The sequence below is a fragment of the Zoogloea sp. genome (assembly GCF_041908905.1).
Taxonomy (GTDB): Bacteria; Pseudomonadota; Gammaproteobacteria; order Burkholderiales; family Rhodocyclaceae; genus Zoogloea.
This window is the reverse complement of record NZ_JAYREK010000001.1, coordinates 48,921-65,223: the sequence shown is the minus strand read 5'-3', so window position 1 is coordinate 65,223 and position 16,303 is coordinate 48,921. Positions and strand designations below refer to the sequence as shown.

The following is a 16,303-nucleotide window of genomic DNA, read 5'->3' as shown; positions in this document are numbered from 1 at the left end:
CCGGGCCGCGTCCTTTACGCCTGCCAGATGCCCCGGATGCCTGCGACGCCGTGGGCGCCGGCCGCCTTGGCCGTCTCCAGGTCGCCGGCGGAGAGGCCGCCCAGGGCGAATACCGGCAGCGGAAGCCGGGCGATCAGCTCGCCGAAGGCCGGCCAGCCGAGGGGCGCGCGTTCCGGATGGCTCTGGGTCGGCCGGACGGCGCCGAGGAGGGCGTAGTCGAGTTCGAGGGCCGCCGCCTGTTCGAGCTCGGCCCGGCTGTGACAGGACGCGCCGACCCACTCGAAGTCCGGCCGGCGGTCGGCGGCCATCAGGCTGCGGGCCGGCAGGTGCAGGCCGTCGGCGCCGATGCGCCGGGCCAGCGCCGCGTCGCCGTTCACCACCGCCAGGGCGCCGGCCGCGTGGCAGCGCTCCACGACGGCGCGGGCGAAGCGCTCGCAGTCGGCGTCGGGCAGGGCCGGTTCGCGGATCTGCACGAGGCGCAGGCCGCCGGCGAGGGCCGCCTCGAGGCGGGCCAGCTGGGTGTCGATGCCGATCTCGCCGGCGTGGGTGATGCCGCAGACGCGCGGCAGGCGCAGGGCCTTCAGGATGGGGCCGTTGGCCGGCAGCATCGGGCCGACGTCCATTGCGCCGGCCTGCTGCCAGCTGAGAGCGGAATGCACCCGGTCGTGGATCTCGCCGCGCCAGGCGGTGACCTCGAAAAAGTGCAGGCTGACGTGGGCGTGTTCATACACGTGCTCGCGGGTGATCCACGGGTAGGCCGCGTCCACCCGCATGCCGAGCTCCTCGTCGAGTTCGCGGATCAGGGCGTCCCGCGGGGTCTCGCCGGGTTCGACCTTGCCGCCGGGGAACTCCCAGTAGCCGGGGTAGAAGGTGTCGGGGGCGCGCTGGCCGAGGAGGACGCTGCCGTCGGGGCGGGTGATCACCGCGGCGGCCACATGGACGATCTTCTTCATGCCGCGTGGTGCCCCGCGTAGTCCCGGGCGAACTGCCAGGCCACCCGGCCGCTGCGCGAGCCGCGCAGCAGGGCCCACTGCAGGGCCTCGCCGCGGGCGCCGGCGATGGCCTCGGCCGGCACGCCGAACTCGCCGAGCCAGTGGTTCACGACCTTCAGGTACTCGTCCTGGCTGAAGGGGTAGAACGAGATCCACAGCCCGAAGCGTTCGGACAGGGAGATCTTCTCCTCGACCGCCTCGGCCGGATGGACTTCGTCGCCGACGTGTTTGGTGGCGGCATTTTCGGCGAAGTATTCCGGCATCAGGTGGCGCCGGTTGGAGGTGGCGTAGATCAGCACGTTGTCGGGCACCGCCGCCAGCGAGCCGTCGAGGACGCTCTTGAGGGCCTTGTAGGCGGGCTCGCCGTCCTCGAAGGAGAGGTCGTCGGTGAACAGGATGAAGCGCTCCGGCCGGCCGTGGAGGAGCTCGACGATGTCGGGCAGGTCGATGAGATCGTCCTTGTCCACCTCGATCAGGCGCAGCCCTTCGGCGGCGAACTCGGTGAGCAGGGCCTTCACCAGCGAGGACTTGCCGGTGCCGCGGGCGCCGGTGAGGAGCACATTGTTGGCGCGCTTGCCGGCCAGGAACTGGCGGGTGTTGGCGACGATGCGGGCCTTCTTGTCGTCGATGTCCTGCAGGTCGTCCAGGCGGATCTGATGGGGGCGGGGCACCGGCAGCAGGGCCGCCGAGTTGTGCCGGCGGCGCCAGCGGAAGGCGGTGGAGGCGTTCCAGTCGGGGGCGGCCGGCTCGGCCGGCAGCAGGCCTTCGAGGCGTTCGAGCAGGCGCTCGGCGCGGGCCAGGAATTGGTTGAGGTCAGTCATGGGGCGGGGCGTCCGTGTCCTTGTTCTTGGGCGCGCGCAGGGCCAGGGCCACGATGGCGAGCAGCAGGGCGGCGATGCCGAGTTCGAGGCCGATCAACCACATGGTGCACTCCTTTGGTGGGCCCGGGCCGGGGTGGCGCTGGGTATACTCGGGCGGCTAACGATTGCAAGCCGCGAGTGTACCCCATCCATGTTTTCCGCTTCTCGTCCTGCCCGCGCCCTGGGCCTGATTCCCCTGCTTGCCGCGCTGCTGCTTGCCGCCTGTGGCACGGCGCCGCGTCCACCCGTCGAGCATCGCCCGTCCCCCGCGCCGGCTCCGGCACCGTCGGCTCCGCCCGCCTCGCCGGCCGGCGGGGCTCCGGCGCCCCAGGCCCTGGCCCGTCCGCTGCAGGCGGCGAGCTGGGCCGAGCTGCCCGGCTGGAGCGCCGACCGCCACGACGAGGCCTGGCCGGCCTTCCTGGCCTCGTGCCGGGCCCTGGCGCGTCAGCCGGTGTGGCAGCCTACCTGCGAGGCGGCCCGCGGGCTGGGCGAGCGGCCGGGCGCCGCGGCGGCGCGGGGCTTCTTCGAGGCGCGCCTCACGCCGTGGCGGGTGAGCAACCCGGACGGCAGTCGCGAGGGCCTCATCACCGGCTACTACGAGCCCCTCATCAAGGGCAGCCGCAGCCGCTCCAAAACCTACGCCTGGCCGGTGCTGGGGGTGCCCGACGACCTGCTCAACCTCGACATCTCCGAGGTCTACCCGGAACTGAAGGGGCTGCGGGTGCGCGGCCGGCTGGTCGGCAACAAGGTGCTGCCCTATTATTCCCGCGCCGACATCGACCGGCTGAAGGAGCGCTTCGCCGGCAAGACCCTGCTGTACGCCGAGGACGCGGTGGAGCTGTTCTTCCTGCAGGTGCAGGGCTCCGGCCGGGTGCAGCTGCCCGACGGCAGCATCGTGCGCCTGGCCTACGCCGACACCAACGGCCACCCCTACCAGTCGATTGGCCGCTGGCTGGCCGACAAGGGCGAGCTGCGCGTCGAGCAGGCGTCGATGGAGGGCATCAAGAACTGGGCGCGGGCCAACCCGGGGCGTCTGCAGGAGATGCTCAACGCCAACCCGAGCTACATCTTTTTCCGCGAGGCGCCGGCCGGCAACGGCGGGCCGGTCGGGGCGCTCGGCCAGCCGCTCACCGAGGGGCGCAGCATGGCGGTGGACCCGCGCAGCATCCCCCTCGGGGCGCCGGTGTTCCTGGCCACCACCCACCCGCGCAGCACCCAGCCGCTGCAGCGCCTGATGCTGGCCCAGGACACCGGCAGTGCGATCAAGGGCGGCGTGCGGGGCGATTTCTACTGGGGCTTCGGTGCCGAGGCCGGGGCCCTGGCCGGCAGGATGCGCCAGAAGGGCGAGATGTGGGTGCTGTGGCCGCGGGACCAGGTGCCGCGCTAGCCAGGGCGCGCTAAATCGTAGTTTTGTAATAAGTTTTTCGTAAATTCATGGTTTGCCGGTGCGCCCCCGGGGCGTACCGTGCGAAGCTGGTGTCATTGCTGTTGGCATCATTCAATTTACGGAGAACCATCGTGCCGCTCACCGAACTCGTCCATTACTTCAACAAGCGCAGGCGTCTGGCCCGACCGGGCGCCGGCGGGGAAGGCTTCGAGATCGTCGATGGGCGGGTGCGGCTGCGTTTTGCCGGCCGTGTGCTGGGGACCCTGTTCCAGCCGGTCGTGGGGCAGGGCGAGGCAGGGGTGATCGGCCACGAGGCGCATCTGCAGGTCGTCGCCGGAGACGCCGGGGGCGTGCCGGCCCAGGCGGTCTTTCTCGAGGCCCGCGACGACGACGAGCTGGTGCACCTCGACCGCTCGGTGCGCACGCTCCACGCCCTCAACTTCCTCCTCGAGCGGGAGCAGCGCGGGGGTTTCCTGTCCCTCAACGTGCATCCCCAGCTGATCCGTTCGGTGTCCGATCACCACGGGCATGTGTTCGAGGGCGTGCTGGCCCGCTGCGGGCTGACGCCGGACCGCATCGTGCTGGAACTCGCCGACGACGGCTTCGGTGATCCGGCGCGGCTGGCGGTGGCGATCGCCGAATACCGGGAGCGGGGCTACCGCATCGCGATCGACAATTTCGGGCGCCACTCGGCCGACCTGGAGCGTCTCGAGCGCCTGGCGCCGGACGTCGTCAAGCTGGACCGCTGCCTGATCGGCCACTTCGGGCACCTCAGCCTGGCCAAGCGGGTGATGACCGAGCTGGCGGCGGAGGCGCGCCGGCTGGGCCTGCAGCTGGCCATCCAGTGCATCGAGAACCCGCTGCAGCTGCAGGTGGCCCGGGAGGCTGGGGCGGACTGGCTGCAGGGCCATCTGCTGGGCCGTCCGGCGGTCGGCTGCCTGCCCGTCGTCCGGCCCCGCCGGCCGCGTCGGGCGGCCTGAGCCTGCGGCACCATGCAATCTATGGTCAGCCCGATTTTTGCAAGGCAGATTTGCGTAACCTAGGGTGGGCTTGCTTGAATCTATCCGGGGTCGTGGCAGGCAGGCGTCTGCCCGCCCCATGATGAGAGCCGCGCCTGGCAAACCTCAAAAAGCCTCGGCGTTGTCCGCTGTCTTGCATGTCAGGTCTCTTGCCGGGTCGTTGAGCCGTTCAGGTCATCACACTTTCTACCGTCGCAAAACCAGATGGGCTACTTCACGAACTGCGGCGAGATCAGCCGCGGAGTGTGATCGAGCGCCGCAAGCCGACGCGCGACCCCGTGGGCGCCGGCGCAGGCTTCCATCGCCACCGTGCAGGCGGGGACGTTCGCCAGTTGGGCCCGCAACTGGCTGCGTGTGAGTTTCTTGTGAAACACCATTCTGCCCGCCGCATTCTGCGCATGAAGCTGGAAGCGGTGTGTTTGCCCGGATCGATCCCGATCCGCGTCACGACATTCATGATGGCCTCCCAGAAAAGCAAAATCCCTACTCGGCGTAGTCCGCTGGGCAGGGATCGGGCTGACCATCTCATGAACGCCCGCACGGGGCGGGCGTTCGAGGTGTGGCGTGGGGCCGGGCTTACTTGCCGGCCTGGTTCATCGCCTGTTCGAGCTGGGCCAGCGGCACGGCGCCGGGCAGGCGGTTGCCGTCGGCGGTGAAGATCGTCGGGGTGCCGGTGACCTTCAGCTTCTGGCCGAGGGCCACGTTCTTGTCGATCGCGCCGGTGTCGCAGCCGGCGGCCGCGGCGGCCGGGGCCTTGGCGTTGATCATCCAGTCGTTCCAGGCGGCGGCCTTGTCCTTGGCGCACCAGATGTTCTTGGACTTCTCGGTCGAGTCGGGGCTCAGGATCGGGTACAGGAAGGTATAAACCGTGGCGTCCTTGAGGTTCTGCAGGTCTTTGGCGAGCCGCTTGCAGTAGCCGCAGTTGGGGTCTTCGAAGCTGGCGATCACCCGCTTGCCGTTGCCGCGCACCTGCTTGATGGCCTGGTCGAGGGGCAGGGTGGCGAAGTCGATCTTCATCAGCTGGGCCATGCGCGCCTGGGTGATGTTCTTGCGGCTCTTCGCGTCGATGATGCTGCCGTCGATGATGAAGCTCACGTTGCCGTCGGTGTACAGCAGTTCGCCGGACTTTAGCACGACCTCGAACAGGCCGCCGTAGGGGGTCTTCTTGACGCTCTCGACGGCGGGGGCATTGATGAAAGCCTCAAGGTTCTTCTTGACCTTGGCCTCGTCGTCGGCGGCGTGGGCGACGCCCGCTGCGAGGAGGAGGGTGGCGAGCAGCGAGCGCACGAAGGGAAATTTCATCCGGTTCTCCAGGGAACTACAGGGTTCAAAAACGGCGGGGCTCAGAAGCGCCCCGCGATCGCGTAGCGGATCAGCGCGTTGCGTAGGACCGGCAGGCGGTTGGTGAGGTTCAGCCCGAGGTTGCGGAGGCCCGACAGCAGCGGGTCGGCGGGCTTGAACAGACGGTTGAGACCGTGGGTGGTGTATTGCAGCAGCGCGGTTTCCTCGGCGCGGGCGCGGGCGTAGCCGCGCAGCACCGCCAGTTCGCCCGGGTCGCGCCAGGCGGGCAGCGCCGCCAGCTGGCCGGCCAGCACGCGGGCGTCCTGATAGCCGAGGTTGATGCCGTGGCCGGAGAGTGGGTGGATGGCGTGGGCAGCATCGCCGATCAGCGCAAGGCGGGGCCGGACGACGGCCTCGACGCGCATCAGGCGCAGCGCGAAGGCCGCCGCCGGGGTGACGAGCTCGAGCTGGCCCAGGCGGTGCCCGCCAGCTTCGGCAACCCGGGCGCAGAGGGCTTCGGGCGGCAGGGCGACCAGCTCGTCGGCGAGGGCGTCAGGGGCTGACCAGACCATCGACATCTGCTGGTCGGGCAGCGGCAGGTAGGCCAGCACGCCGTCGTTGCGGAACCACTGGAAGGCGGTGTTGCGGTGGGGCTTCTCGCAGCGGAAGTTGGCGACCACGCCCTTCTCGCCGTAGGGCGTGTTGCGGGCGCCGATGCCGGCGGCCTGGCGCACCCAGGAGTCGCGCCCGTCGGCGGCCACCACCAGGCGCGCTTCGAGGCGGCGGCCGTCGGTGAGGGTGAGCCGGGCGGCGTGGTCGTCGATGGCGAGGGCGGCGGGGCTGGCCGGGCAGACCAGGGTCACGTTGTGCTGGCGCTTCACCGTCTCCCACAGCTCGTGCTGCATCAGGCTGGATTCGACGATCCAGGCCAGCTCGCGCAGGCCGCTGTCGTAGGCCGAGAAATCCAGCCGGCCGCCGGCGTCGCCGTGAATCTCCATGTCGTGGACCGGCGCCATGCGGGCCGGGTCGAGGTGCTGCCAGATGCCGATGCCGTCGAGGAATTCGACGTTGGCCGGGCTGATGGCGTAGATGCGCGCGTCCCAGCCGGCAGGCCGGGCGGGGGGGCGGGCTTCCACGATGCCGACCTTCAGGTTGCTGCCGCGCAAGGCCGCAGCCAGCGCCGCGCCGGCGAGCCCGGCGCCGACGACGAGTACATCGAATTTCATGGCTTGATCTCCTGCGTCCGGATTGTGCCCCAGGGCGCAGGGGAAGTCACCCGCAATGCCCAGCGGGGCTCAGCGCCGGGGCGGCGGAGGCGGTGGCGGATAGTAATAGGGGCTGGCGGGCGGCGCCGGCTGCCGGTAGCCGCCGTAGGGGCTGCCCGGGAGCTGGTTGCCCTTGGCGTACATGCACTGCTGGTAGGCGATGTCGTAGCGGCGCTGGGCCTCGGCGCCGGCGTAGGCGGCGTTGGAGGTGCCCGTGGCGGTGCCGGCGACCATGCCCACCGCCGCGCCGGTCGCCGCGCCCCGGTTGCCGCCGGCGAGGGCCCCGGCTGCCGCACCGATGGCGGTGCCGACCGCGGCGCTGCCGACGACGTTCTCGGCACCGCGGTCGGTCGGGTTCATGCCGATGGATTGCTCGGCGAAGGCGCGGCACTGGCGGTCTTCCTGCATGAAGACTTCGAAGGGCTTGCCCGGGGTGGGCATCACGGCCACCCGCGGCCCGCTCGGCAGGCTGGCGCAGCCGGCGAGCAGGGCGAGGGGGAGGAGCAGTCTGGCTTTGCGGAGCGTTTTCATGGCTGCCGCGCTCCGGGGGGAGTCGGGCTGGCTTCCGGCGGGCTGGCCGGCACGGCCTTCCAGCCTTCTGGGCAGCTCTGCACGTAGGGATAGTAGCCCCCCGCGCTGTCGCAGTAGTGCCAGCCCGGCTGCCCGGAGTCGTCGTTGCGGAGCTTGCCCGGCGGCTGGGCGGGAACCTGGCGCCAGCCTTCGGGGCAGCTTGGCGCGTAGGGATAGTAGGCGCGGGCGCTGTCGCAGTAATACCAGTTGTCGGTGCCGGTCTGCGGGGCCGGCTGGACGATCACGGGTTCGGGGGGCGCCGGCTGCACGACGACCGGCTGGGGGTAGAACAGCCAGCTGGTGCCCGCCACCCACCACCAGCCCCACATCCCGTCGTGGTGGCCGTGGTACCAGTAGCCCGGGCCCGCGCCGGGGCCGCGAAAGCGCACGGCGGGGCCCGGAGCGTGGACCAGCGGGCCGCGGTAGGGCTGTACATGATAGCCGCGGGGCGGGCCCGGGCGGTCGGCCCGGGCCGGTAGGGCCGCGAGGGTGCTGACCGCCGCCAGCGCGGCCAGCAGGGCAGGGCGGGCAGATGGGAGGTCCATGGTTGGCTCCTTTGGATGATGCTTCGATTGCAGCACTCCGCCGCCCGGGGTGCATGGCGCGGCGCCTTGCACACGTAAGCGGATGTGTCCGAGCGGGGGCCTTGAAGGATTTGCTTACCACTTTGCGCCCGCCGGGCCGGCTCCGCAATCGCGGCGCCGCGCGATGGTCAGGCGCGCCGTCGCTCAAGCCGCTATACTGCGCGCCGGGAAGTTCGCCAGGCAATCGCGTTGCGTCCGCGCAGCGAGGAAAGTCCGGGCCCCATAGAGCAGGATGCCGGCTAACGGCCGGGCGCCATAGCCTTCGGGTGAAAGCGACGGAAAGTGCAACAGAGAGCAGACCGCCGATGGCTCTTCGGAGATCAGGCAAGGGTGAAACGGTGGGGTAAGAGCCCACCGCGGCACTGGTGACAGTGACGGCACGGTAAACCCCATCCGGGGCAAGGCCAAATAGGGGGACGTCGACGCTGCTCGCGGAGTCCCCGGGTAGGCTGCTTGAGCGGCGTGGCAACACGTCGTCCAGAGGAATGATTGCCCGGCGGGCCGGTCTTCGACCGGTCCGCTCGACAGAACCCGGCTTATCGGCGAGCTTCCCTTCTCCATTCCCCCTCCCTTCAGTTATGCCAGCGCCCCTCGCCGGGGCTGGGTGGCCCCCTTTTGAACTGTAAAAAATACCTTTTTTGACATTTTCATGCCTTGCAAGGTAATGCGCTCTTTTTGTGCGGTGCGGGAGGGTTGCGAATTGAGCCTCAACTTTCGCAATCTTCTGTATCGCCATTGATTTATAAGCGGATTTCCGCTGCCGCCCTGTTCGCCCCTAAGTGCTTGTGCGTAAAAGAGATTTGGCTCTGGGCCAGCTTGACCGGCTATTCCTTTTGTTCTAAAGTGGGACGAAGTGGACGAAAGTGGGAAAAAGTGAGTTTTTCTGGCTCGTTCGGGTGATGAAGTGGGGGACGCATGTTTCAAGGCGCAGCTGCGCTCAGTCTCGACGCGAAGGGGCGCCTGGCGATACCCGCGCGGCACCGGGACGCGCTCGCGAAGCTGGCCGGCAACGCGCTGGTTCTGACCGCCCATCCTCATCGCTGCCTCCTCCTCTACCCTGCCCCGGCCTGGGGACCGATCCGTGACAAGGTGCTCGCCGGCTCCAGCCTCGAGCAGCACTCGGCGCTGCTGAAGCGTCTTCTCGTGGGCTTCGCCCGCGATGAAGAGATGGACGCCGCCGGTCGTGTGCTGATCGCGCCCGAGCTGCGCAGCTTTGCCCAGCTCGAGAAGCAGGTGCATCTGGTGGGGCAGGGGGATCACTTCGAGCTCTGGTCGGATGCCGGCTGGCAGAAACAGCAGGAGGCGATCTTTGCCCTGGGTTCCGAACTTCTGCCTGCAGGCTGGGAAAACCTTCCGCTTTGAACACGATGTCGCATATCACGGTGCTGCTCAACGAAGCCGTCGAGGCGCTGGCCATCAAGCCGGCGGGTATTTACGTGGACGGCACCTTCGGGCGCGGCGGCCATAGCCGGGCGGTCCTGGCGCAGCTGGGGCCGGAGGGCCGGCTGATCGCCTTCGACCGCGATCCGGTGGCCATCGCGGCCGGCAGCAGGATCGAAGATCCGCGCTTCGAGCTGGTGCATGCGCCGTTCTCGGCGTTTGCCGAGGCGCTGGCCGAGCGCGGGGTGGACAAGGTCGACGGCGTCCTGCTGGACCTGGGGGTTTCTTCCCCCCAGCTGGACGAGGCGGAGCGGGGCATGAGCTTCCGCTTCGACGCGCCGCTCGACATGAGAATGGATACGACCCGCGGTCTGACTGCGGCGGAGTGGCTGGCGGAAGCGCCAGTCGCAGAGATAACCCGGGTGTTGAGGGAATACGGTGAAGAACGGTTTGCTTATGAGATTGCAAAGGCGATTGCTGCTGCTCGGACAGGGGGGCATGTTGCAACCACTGGACAGCTTGCCGCACTCGTGGAAAAGACGGTCCGCACACGCGAGCCGGGGCAGCACCCAGCGACGCGCACCTTCCAGGCTCTACGGATTTGCGTCAATCAAGAGCTTGAGGAGCTGTCGCTAGTCCTGCCGCAGGTCGTGGCAGCGCTGGCGCCGGGAGGCCGTCTGGTGGTGATCAGCTTTCATTCCCTCGAAGACCGCATCGTCAAGCGCTTCATGCGCGACGCGTCGCGGCCGCCGCAGCTGCCGGCGCGCCTGCCGGTGCGCGCGGCCGACCTGCCAAAGCCCAAGCTGGCCCTGGTGGGCAAGCCGGTGTGGCCGTCGGACGACGAGGTGGCGGCCAACCCGCGCTCCCGCAGCGCGGTGATGCGGGTCGCCGAGCGGGCGGCTGACTGACATGGCGCGACTGACCGGATTCCTCGTGATGCTGGTGGTGGCGAGCAGCCTCGGCGTCGTCGCGTCCCAGCACCAGGCCCGCAAGCTGTATGCGGCCGTCGAGCGCGAGCAGCAGCGTTCCCGCCAGCTCGAGGTCGAGTGGGGCCAGCTGCAGCTCGAACAAAGTACCTGGGCGGCCCACGCCCGCATCGAAAAACTCGCTCGCGAGAAACTCGCGATGCGCCCACCTCTGCCAGGGCAGATCATCGCCATCGAGGAGCGGCCATGACCAAGGCCAAGAAGGGCGTCACCTTCAACCACAATCCCCTGCTGCGCTCCGAGCTGCCGGCCTGGCGGCCGCGCTTCGTGCTGCTGTGCCTGCTCGGCGGCTCCCTTGCGCTGGTGGGCCGGGCGGCCTATCTGCAGGGCGTCAATGATCAGTTCCTGCAGGCCAAGGGCGAATCGCGCTACGCCCGCGTGCTCGAGGTGCCCGCCACCCGCGGCAAGATCACCGATCGTCAGGGCGACGTGCTGGCCGTGTCTTCGCCGGTCAAGTCGGTGTGGGCGATCCCCGACGACGCCAGGAAGCTGAACCCCGGCCAGATCCGCCAGCTGGCGGCCCTGCTCGAGATGCCGGTCCTGGAGGTCAATCAGAAGCTGTCCGTCGACAAGGATTTCGTCTTCCTCAAGCGGCAGGTTTCGCCCGAGCTGGCCGACCGCATCGCGGCGCTCAAGCTCCCCGGCATCCATGATCAGCGGGAGTATCGCCGCTTCTACCCGGGGGGCGACGTGATGGCCCACGTGGTCGGCTTCACCGGCGTCGACGACAAGGGGCAGGAGGGCATCGAGCTCGCCTTCGAGTCGGCCCTGGCCGGCAAGCCCGGCTCCCGGCGGGTCGTCAAGGACCGGCGCGGCAACGTGGTCGAGGATGTGCAGTCCATCCGCCTGCCCCAGGATGGCCGTGAGGTCGCCCTCGCCATCGACAACAAGATCCAGTACCTGGCCCACGCCGCCCTCAAGCAGGCGATGATCGACCACAAGGCCAAGGCCGGCGGGGTGGTGGTGATCGACGCCAAGACCGGCGAGATCCTCGCCCTCGCCAACGCGCCCACCTACAACCCCAACAACCGGGTCAAGCTCACCGGCGACCAGCTGCGCAACCGGGCCCTGACCGACACCTTCGAGCCCGGCTCGACGATGAAGCCCTTCACTGCCGCTCTGGCGCTCGAGAAGGGCAAGGTCACCGCCAACACCATCATCAACTGCGCGCCGGGCCGCATGACCATCGGCAGCGCGACGATCTCCGACGCGCACCCCCACGGCGCCCTGTCCGTCGCCCAGGTGATCCAGAAATCGTCCAACATCGGCGCCGCCAAGATGGCGCTGAGCTTCCCGCCGGAAACCATGTGGAAGATGCTCGACGATCTCGGTTTCGGCTCTCCCCTGAAGCTCGGCTTCCCCGGCGAGGTGGGCGGTCGCCTGCGGCCGGCCAAGAACTGGCGGCCCATCGAGCAGGCCACCATGTCCTACGGCCACGGCATGTCGGTCAACCTCATGCAGATGGCCAACGCCTATCAGGTCTTCGCCCGCGACGGCGACATCGTGCCCCTGTCCCTGTCCCGCGTGGATACGCCGCCGGTGCATGGCACGCGGGTGTTCTCGCCGCAGACCGCCCGGGAGGTCCGCCAGATGCTCGAGATGGTCGTGCAGCCGGGTGGCACCGCCCAGCAGGCCAACGTGCCGGGCTACCGCGTCGGCGGCAAGACGGGCACCGCGATGAAGCTGGTCGGCGGGCACTACGCCAACCGCTACGTGGCGTCCTTCGTGGGCATCGCGCCGATCTCCGATCCGCGCCTGATCGTCGCCGTGATGATCGACGAGCCGAGCAACGGCAAGCATTACGGCGGCGACGTGGCGGCGCCGATCTTCGCCCAGGTCACGGGCGGGGCCCTGCGTACCCTCGGGGTGCCGCCGGACGCACCGCTCAAGCCGCTCCAGGTGGCCCGCGGCGCCGCCGCACCGGTTCGGGAGGCCATGTGAGCGCCACGCCACCGCAGCAAGTCCAGGAGATCCTGGCGCACCTCGCCGCCGAAGGCGTGGAAGTCCGTCGTCTGTGCGTCGATTCCCGCCAGGTGCTGGCGGGCGACGTGTTTCTGGCCTGCCCCGGCCATCGGGTCGACGGGCGGCGCTTCATCGTCGATGCCGTCCATGCCGGCGCCGCCGCCGTGCTGTGGGAGCGCTCCGGGCACGTCTGGGACGACAGCCTGCAGGTGCCCAACATCCCCATCGACGGCCTCGCGTCCCTGGCGGGCTACCTGGCCCACGAGGTTTACGGGCGCCCCTCCGAGGCCCTCTGGCTGGTGGGCGTGACGGGCACCAACGGCAAGACCTCGGTCACCCAGTGGCTGTCCCGCGCCTTCATGGCCCTGGGGCGCAAGTGTGGCGTCATCGGCACCCTCGGCAACGGGTTCCCGGGCGCCCTGTCGTCCAGCCTCAACACCACCCCCGACAGCCTCACCCTGCACCGCACGCTGGCCGAGTTCCGCGCGGCGAAGGCCGACGTGGCGGCGATGGAGGTCTCGTCCATCGGCCTCGACCAGGAGCGCCTCAACGGCGCCCACTTCGACGTGGCGGTGCTGACCAACCTCACCCGCGACCACCTCGACTACCACGGCAGCATGGAGCTCTACGGGGCGGCCAAGGCCCGCCTCTTCGACATGCCCGGCCTGCGCGCCGCGGTGCTCAACCTCGACGACCACTTCGGCGTCGAGCAGGCCCGCCGCCTCGCCGGCCGGGGCCTGCAGGTGATCGGCTACACGCTCAACCCCACCAACGCCGAGGTGGCGCCGGTCAATCGCCTGATCGTCGCCGAGCGCCTCACCACGACGGCCGCCGGCATCCGCTTCACGGCCCGCAGCGGCAACGAGTCGGCCGATCTCTATCCCAACCTCGTCGGGCAGTTCAACGTCTCCAACCTGCTGGCGGTGATCGGCACCCTGCTGGCCTCCGGCTTCTCCCTCGAGGACGCGGCCACCGTGGCCGAAGACCTGACCCCGCCCCAGGGCCGCATGCAGACCCTCGGCGGCGTCGGCGACCCGCTGGTGGTGGTCGACTATGCTCACTCGCCCGACGCCCTCGAGCAGGTGCTCACCGCCGTCCGCCCGACCGCCAGGGCCCGCAACGGGCGCCTGGTCTGCGTGTTCGGCTGCGGCGGCGACCGCGACCCGGGCAAGCGCCCGCTGATGGGCGAGGTGGCCCGCCGTCTGGCCGACAAGGTCGTGCTCACCAGCGACAACCCGCGGGGCGAAGACCCGGGCCTGATCCTGCAGGCCATCGCCGCCGGGGTGGGGGAGGGCGCCGAGATCATCCCCGACCGGGCCGAGGCCATCCGCAGCGCGATCCTGGCGGCTGCCGCCGACGACGTGATCGTGATCGCCGGCAAGGGCCACGAGGCCTACCAGGAGATCCAGGGCATCCGCCACCCCTTCTCCGATGTGGACCAGACCCGCGCGGCGCTCGAAACCTGGAACGAAGCCCAGGGGGAACTCTCATGATGGATCTCCAGGACGCTGCCCTGGCCACCGGCGGTACCGCCGTCGGCGGGCAGGTGCTCTTTTCGTCGGTGAGCACCGACTCCCGGGCGATCAGACCCGGCCAGCTGTTCGTGGCGCTGCGGGGCGACCGCTTCGACGGCCACGACTACGTCGCCGCGGTGGCCGCCCAGGGCGCGGTGGCCGCGATGGTGGACAAGGCGTGGGCCGCCGCCAACCCGGTGCCGCTGCCGCTGCTGATCGTCGACGACACCCGCCTCGGCCTGGGCCGGCTGGCGGCCGGCTGGCGCAACCGCTTCGAGCTGCCGCTGATCGGCGTCACCGGCAGCAATGGCAAGACCTCGGTCAAGGAGATGTGCGCCGCGATCCTGCGCGCCCAGGCCCGCTTCGACGGGCTCGACCCCGACCTCGCGGTGCTGGCCACCCAGGGTAACCTCAACAACGACATCGGCCTGCCGCTGATGTTGCTGCGCCTGTCGGGCAACCACCGGGCGGCGGTCATCGAGATGGGCATGAACCACCCGGGCGAGATCGGCTACCTCACCCGCCTCGCCGCGCCCACCGTGGCGCTCGTCAACAATGCCCAGCGGGCCCACTTGCAGGGCATGGGCAGCGTCAACGAGGTGGCCCGCGAGAAGGGCGCGATCTACGAGGGCCTGTCCGCCGACGGCGTGGCGGTGATCAACGCCGACGACGCCTTTGCCGGTTACTGGAAGGCACTCAACGCCGGCCGCGAGATCCTGACCTTCGGCCTGTCCGCCGGCGCCGACGTGACCGCCCGCTGCACCTCCCACGGTTTTGCCAGCGACCTGGTGCTCACCACGCCCCAGGGCGAGGCCCGCTTCCGCCTGCAGGTGCCCGGCCTGCACAACGTCCGCAACGCCCTCGCCGCGTCGGCGGCCTGCCTGGCCGCGGGGGCGAGCCTGGACGCCGTCGCGGACGGCCTCGGCACCTACACGGGCACGCCGGGCCGCCTGCACCTGCGCAAGGGCGCCCATGGCGCGGTCGTCATCGACGACAGCTACAACGCCAACCCCGATTCGATGCGCGCCGGCATCGCAGTGCTCGCTGCCACGCCGGGCCGCAAGATCCTCGTGATCGGCGACATGGGCGAGATCGGCGAGCAGAGTTTCCAGTACCACGACGAGATCGGCGGCTACGCCAAGAGCGAAGGCGTCGACTTCCTGTTCGGTCTGGGTGAGATGAGCGAGGTTGCGGCGCGCAACTTCGGCGAAGGCGGGTTCCACTTCAGCAAGGTCGACGACCTCGTCGCGGCGCTGAAGGCGGAGCTCAATGAAGATACGGTGGTGCTCGTCAAGGGCTCGCGTTTCATGAAGATGGAACGGGTCGTCGACGCCATCGCGGAGAAGGTTTGATGAGTTTTTGTTGTACGGCTGTTGCCACGGTGTCCTGCCCAATGATTTCGGGAGGCCGCCATGCTGCTTGAACTGGCCCTGTGGCTCGGCAAGGATGCGCGTTTTTTCAACGTCTTCGGCTACATCACGCTGCGGACCATGCTGGCCGCGGGCACCGCGTTGCTGCTCTCGCTGGTCTTCGGGCCGCCGGTCATCCGCTGGCTGGCCGCCAAGAAGATCGGCCAGGCGGTGCGCGACGACGGCCCCAAGTCGCACCTCACCAAGGCCGGCACGCCGACCATGGGGGGCGCGCTGATCCTCATCGCGATCGCCCTCACGACCCTGCTGTGGGGTGACCTCAGCAACAAGTACGTGTGGGTGGTGCTGCTGGTGACCCTCGGCTTCGGCGCCGTGGGCTGGGTCGACGACTGGCGCAAGGTGGTCTACCGCGACCCGAAGGGCCTGGCGAGCCGCTGGAAGTACTTCTGGACCTCGGCCATCGCCCTCGGCGCGGCGAGCTTCCTCGGCCTCACCGCCACGCTGCCGGCCCAGCTCGAGCTGATCGTGCCCTTCTTCAAGGCGGTGAGCTACCCGCTGGGGGTGATCGGCTTCATCGTCCTCACCTATTTCGTGATCAACGGCACCAGCCATTCGGTGAACCTCACCGACGGCCTCGACGGGCTGGCGATCATGCCCACCGTGATGGTCAGCGCCGCGCTGGCGATCTTCGCCTACGTGGCCGGCCACATGGGCTTCTCCAAGTACCTCGGGGTGCCCTACATCCCCGGCGCGGGCGAGCTGGCCGTGATCTGCGGCGCGATCGCCGGCGCCGGTCTCGGCTTCCTGTGGTTCAACGCCTACCCGGCCGAGGTCTTCATGGGCGACGTGGGCGCGCTGGCGCTGGGCGCCGCGATGGGCACCATCGCCGTGATCGTGCGCCAGGAGATCGTGCTCTTCATCATGGGCGGCCTCTTCGTGGCCGAGGCCCTGTCGGTGATGGTGCAGGTGCTCTACTTCAAGTACACCGGCGGCAAACGCATCTTCCGGATGGCGCCGCTGCATCACCACTACGAGCTGGGCGGCTGGAAGGAGACCCAGGTCGTCGTGCGCTTCTGGATCATCACCATCATGCTCGTGCTGTTCGGGCTGTCCACCCTCAAACTGCGGTAAGC

At 69.4% G+C, this 16,303-nt stretch carries 15 protein-coding genes, 1 other RNA gene and 1 pseudogene; 10 read left to right on the top strand and 7 right to left on the bottom strand.

The window, feature by feature from the left end:
- Window positions 1-14: 14 nt before the first annotated feature.
- Together ACE3OU_RS00295 and ACE3OU_RS00290 are read right to left on the bottom strand one after the other, a co-directional pair.
- Window positions 15-953 (bottom strand): Nudix family hydrolase, encoded by a 939-nt coding sequence (locus ACE3OU_RS00295; RefSeq protein WP_374239534.1) that lies wholly within the window; start codon window positions 951-953, stop codon window positions 15-17.
- A complete protein-coding gene (locus ACE3OU_RS00290) occupies window positions 950-1,813 on the bottom strand; it encodes an ATP-binding protein (protein ID WP_374239533.1) in 864 nt (287 codons plus the stop codon). Before ACE3OU_RS00290 ends, ACE3OU_RS00295 begins: the two co-directional genes overlap by 4 nt.
- Window positions 1,814-2,003: 190 nt before the next feature.
- Here ACE3OU_RS00290 and ACE3OU_RS00285 point away from each other — a divergent pair, with 190 nt between their 5' ends.
- Both ACE3OU_RS00285 and ACE3OU_RS00280 read left to right on the top strand, forming a co-directional pair.
- Entirely contained in the window at window positions 2,004-3,239 is a 1,236-nt protein-coding gene (locus tag ACE3OU_RS00285) for a murein transglycosylase A (protein WP_374239532.1), read from the top strand.
- A 131-nt stretch (window positions 3,240-3,370) separates the two neighbouring features.
- Complete coding sequence (locus ACE3OU_RS00280) at window positions 3,371-4,219, top strand: EAL domain-containing protein (protein WP_374239531.1); 849 nt, start codon at window positions 3,371-3,373, stop codon at window positions 4,217-4,219.
- 251 nt (window positions 4,220-4,470) lie between these two features.
- Here ACE3OU_RS00280 and ACE3OU_RS00275 read toward each other — a convergent pair.
- The 5 genes and pseudogenes from ACE3OU_RS00275 to ACE3OU_RS00255 form a co-directional block, all read right to left on the bottom strand.
- Window positions 4,471-4,715 (bottom strand): annotated as a pseudogene (locus ACE3OU_RS00275) (IS110 family transposase); the annotation flags it as partial.
- A gap of 119 nt (window positions 4,716-4,834) precedes the next feature.
- A complete protein-coding gene (locus ACE3OU_RS00270) occupies window positions 4,835-5,560 on the bottom strand; it encodes a DsbC family protein (RefSeq protein WP_374239530.1) in 726 nt (241 codons plus the stop codon).
- Between the two features lie 41 nt (window positions 5,561-5,601).
- Window positions 5,602-6,765 (bottom strand): UbiH/UbiF family hydroxylase, encoded by a 1,164-nt coding sequence (locus tag ACE3OU_RS00265; protein ID WP_374239529.1) that lies wholly within the window; start codon window positions 6,763-6,765, stop codon window positions 5,602-5,604.
- A gap of 69 nt (window positions 6,766-6,834) precedes the next feature.
- The gene (locus ACE3OU_RS00260; protein WP_374239528.1) at window positions 6,835-7,335 is read right to left on the bottom strand and encodes a YMGG-like glycine zipper-containing protein; all 501 of its coding nucleotides are present in this window, start codon (window positions 7,333-7,335) and stop codon (window positions 6,835-6,837) included.
- On the bottom strand, window positions 7,332-7,919 hold the full coding sequence (locus ACE3OU_RS00255) for a hypothetical protein (protein WP_374239527.1): 588 nt from the start codon (window positions 7,917-7,919) through the stop codon (window positions 7,332-7,334). Before ACE3OU_RS00255 ends, ACE3OU_RS00260 begins: the two co-directional genes overlap by 4 nt.
- 207 nt (window positions 7,920-8,126) lie before the next feature.
- On the opposite strand from ACE3OU_RS00255, the gene rnpB reads away from it, so the two are divergent.
- The 8 genes from rnpB to mraY all read left to right on the top strand — a co-directional run bounded on the left by rnpB (window position 8,127) and on the right by mraY (window position 16,301).
- An RNA gene (gene rnpB, locus ACE3OU_RS00250) (RNase P RNA component class A) lies at window positions 8,127-8,513 on the top strand.
- A gap of 360 nt (window positions 8,514-8,873) precedes the next feature.
- A complete protein-coding gene (mraZ, locus tag ACE3OU_RS00245; RefSeq protein WP_374239526.1) occupies window positions 8,874-9,320 on the top strand; it encodes a division/cell wall cluster transcriptional repressor MraZ in 447 nt (148 codons plus the stop codon).
- Between the two features lie 5 nt (window positions 9,321-9,325).
- Window positions 9,326-10,246: a 16S rRNA (cytosine(1402)-N(4))-methyltransferase RsmH gene (rsmH, locus tag ACE3OU_RS00240; RefSeq protein ID WP_374239821.1), complete on the top strand. Its 921-nt coding sequence runs from the start codon at window positions 9,326-9,328 to the stop codon at window positions 10,244-10,246.
- A 1-nt stretch (window position 10,247) separates the two neighbouring features.
- A complete protein-coding gene (ftsL, locus tag ACE3OU_RS00235) occupies window positions 10,248-10,514 on the top strand; it encodes a cell division protein FtsL (RefSeq protein WP_374239525.1) in 267 nt (88 codons plus the stop codon).
- Window positions 10,511-12,265 carry a peptidoglycan D,D-transpeptidase FtsI family protein gene (locus tag ACE3OU_RS00230; RefSeq protein WP_374239524.1) on the top strand — a complete coding sequence of 585 codons (1,755 nt, stop codon included), beginning with the start codon at window positions 10,511-10,513 and terminating at the stop codon, window positions 12,263-12,265. Before ftsL ends, ACE3OU_RS00230 begins: the two co-directional genes overlap by 4 nt.
- On the top strand, window positions 12,262-13,779 hold the full coding sequence (locus tag ACE3OU_RS00225) for a UDP-N-acetylmuramoyl-L-alanyl-D-glutamate--2,6-diaminopimelate ligase (RefSeq protein ID WP_374239523.1): 1,518 nt from the start codon (window positions 12,262-12,264) through the stop codon (window positions 13,777-13,779). Before ACE3OU_RS00230 ends, ACE3OU_RS00225 begins: the two co-directional genes overlap by 4 nt.
- Complete coding sequence (gene murF, locus ACE3OU_RS00220) at window positions 13,776-15,152, top strand: UDP-N-acetylmuramoyl-tripeptide--D-alanyl-D-alanine ligase (protein WP_374239522.1); 1,377 nt, start codon at window positions 13,776-13,778, stop codon at window positions 15,150-15,152. The genes ACE3OU_RS00225 and murF overlap by 4 nt, the downstream gene beginning before the upstream one ends.
- Before the next feature lie 60 nt (window positions 15,153-15,212).
- On the top strand, window positions 15,213-16,301 hold the full coding sequence (gene mraY / locus ACE3OU_RS00215; protein WP_374239521.1) for a phospho-N-acetylmuramoyl-pentapeptide-transferase: 1,089 nt from the start codon (window positions 15,213-15,215) through the stop codon (window positions 16,299-16,301).
- Window positions 16,302-16,303: the final 2 nt, after the last annotated feature.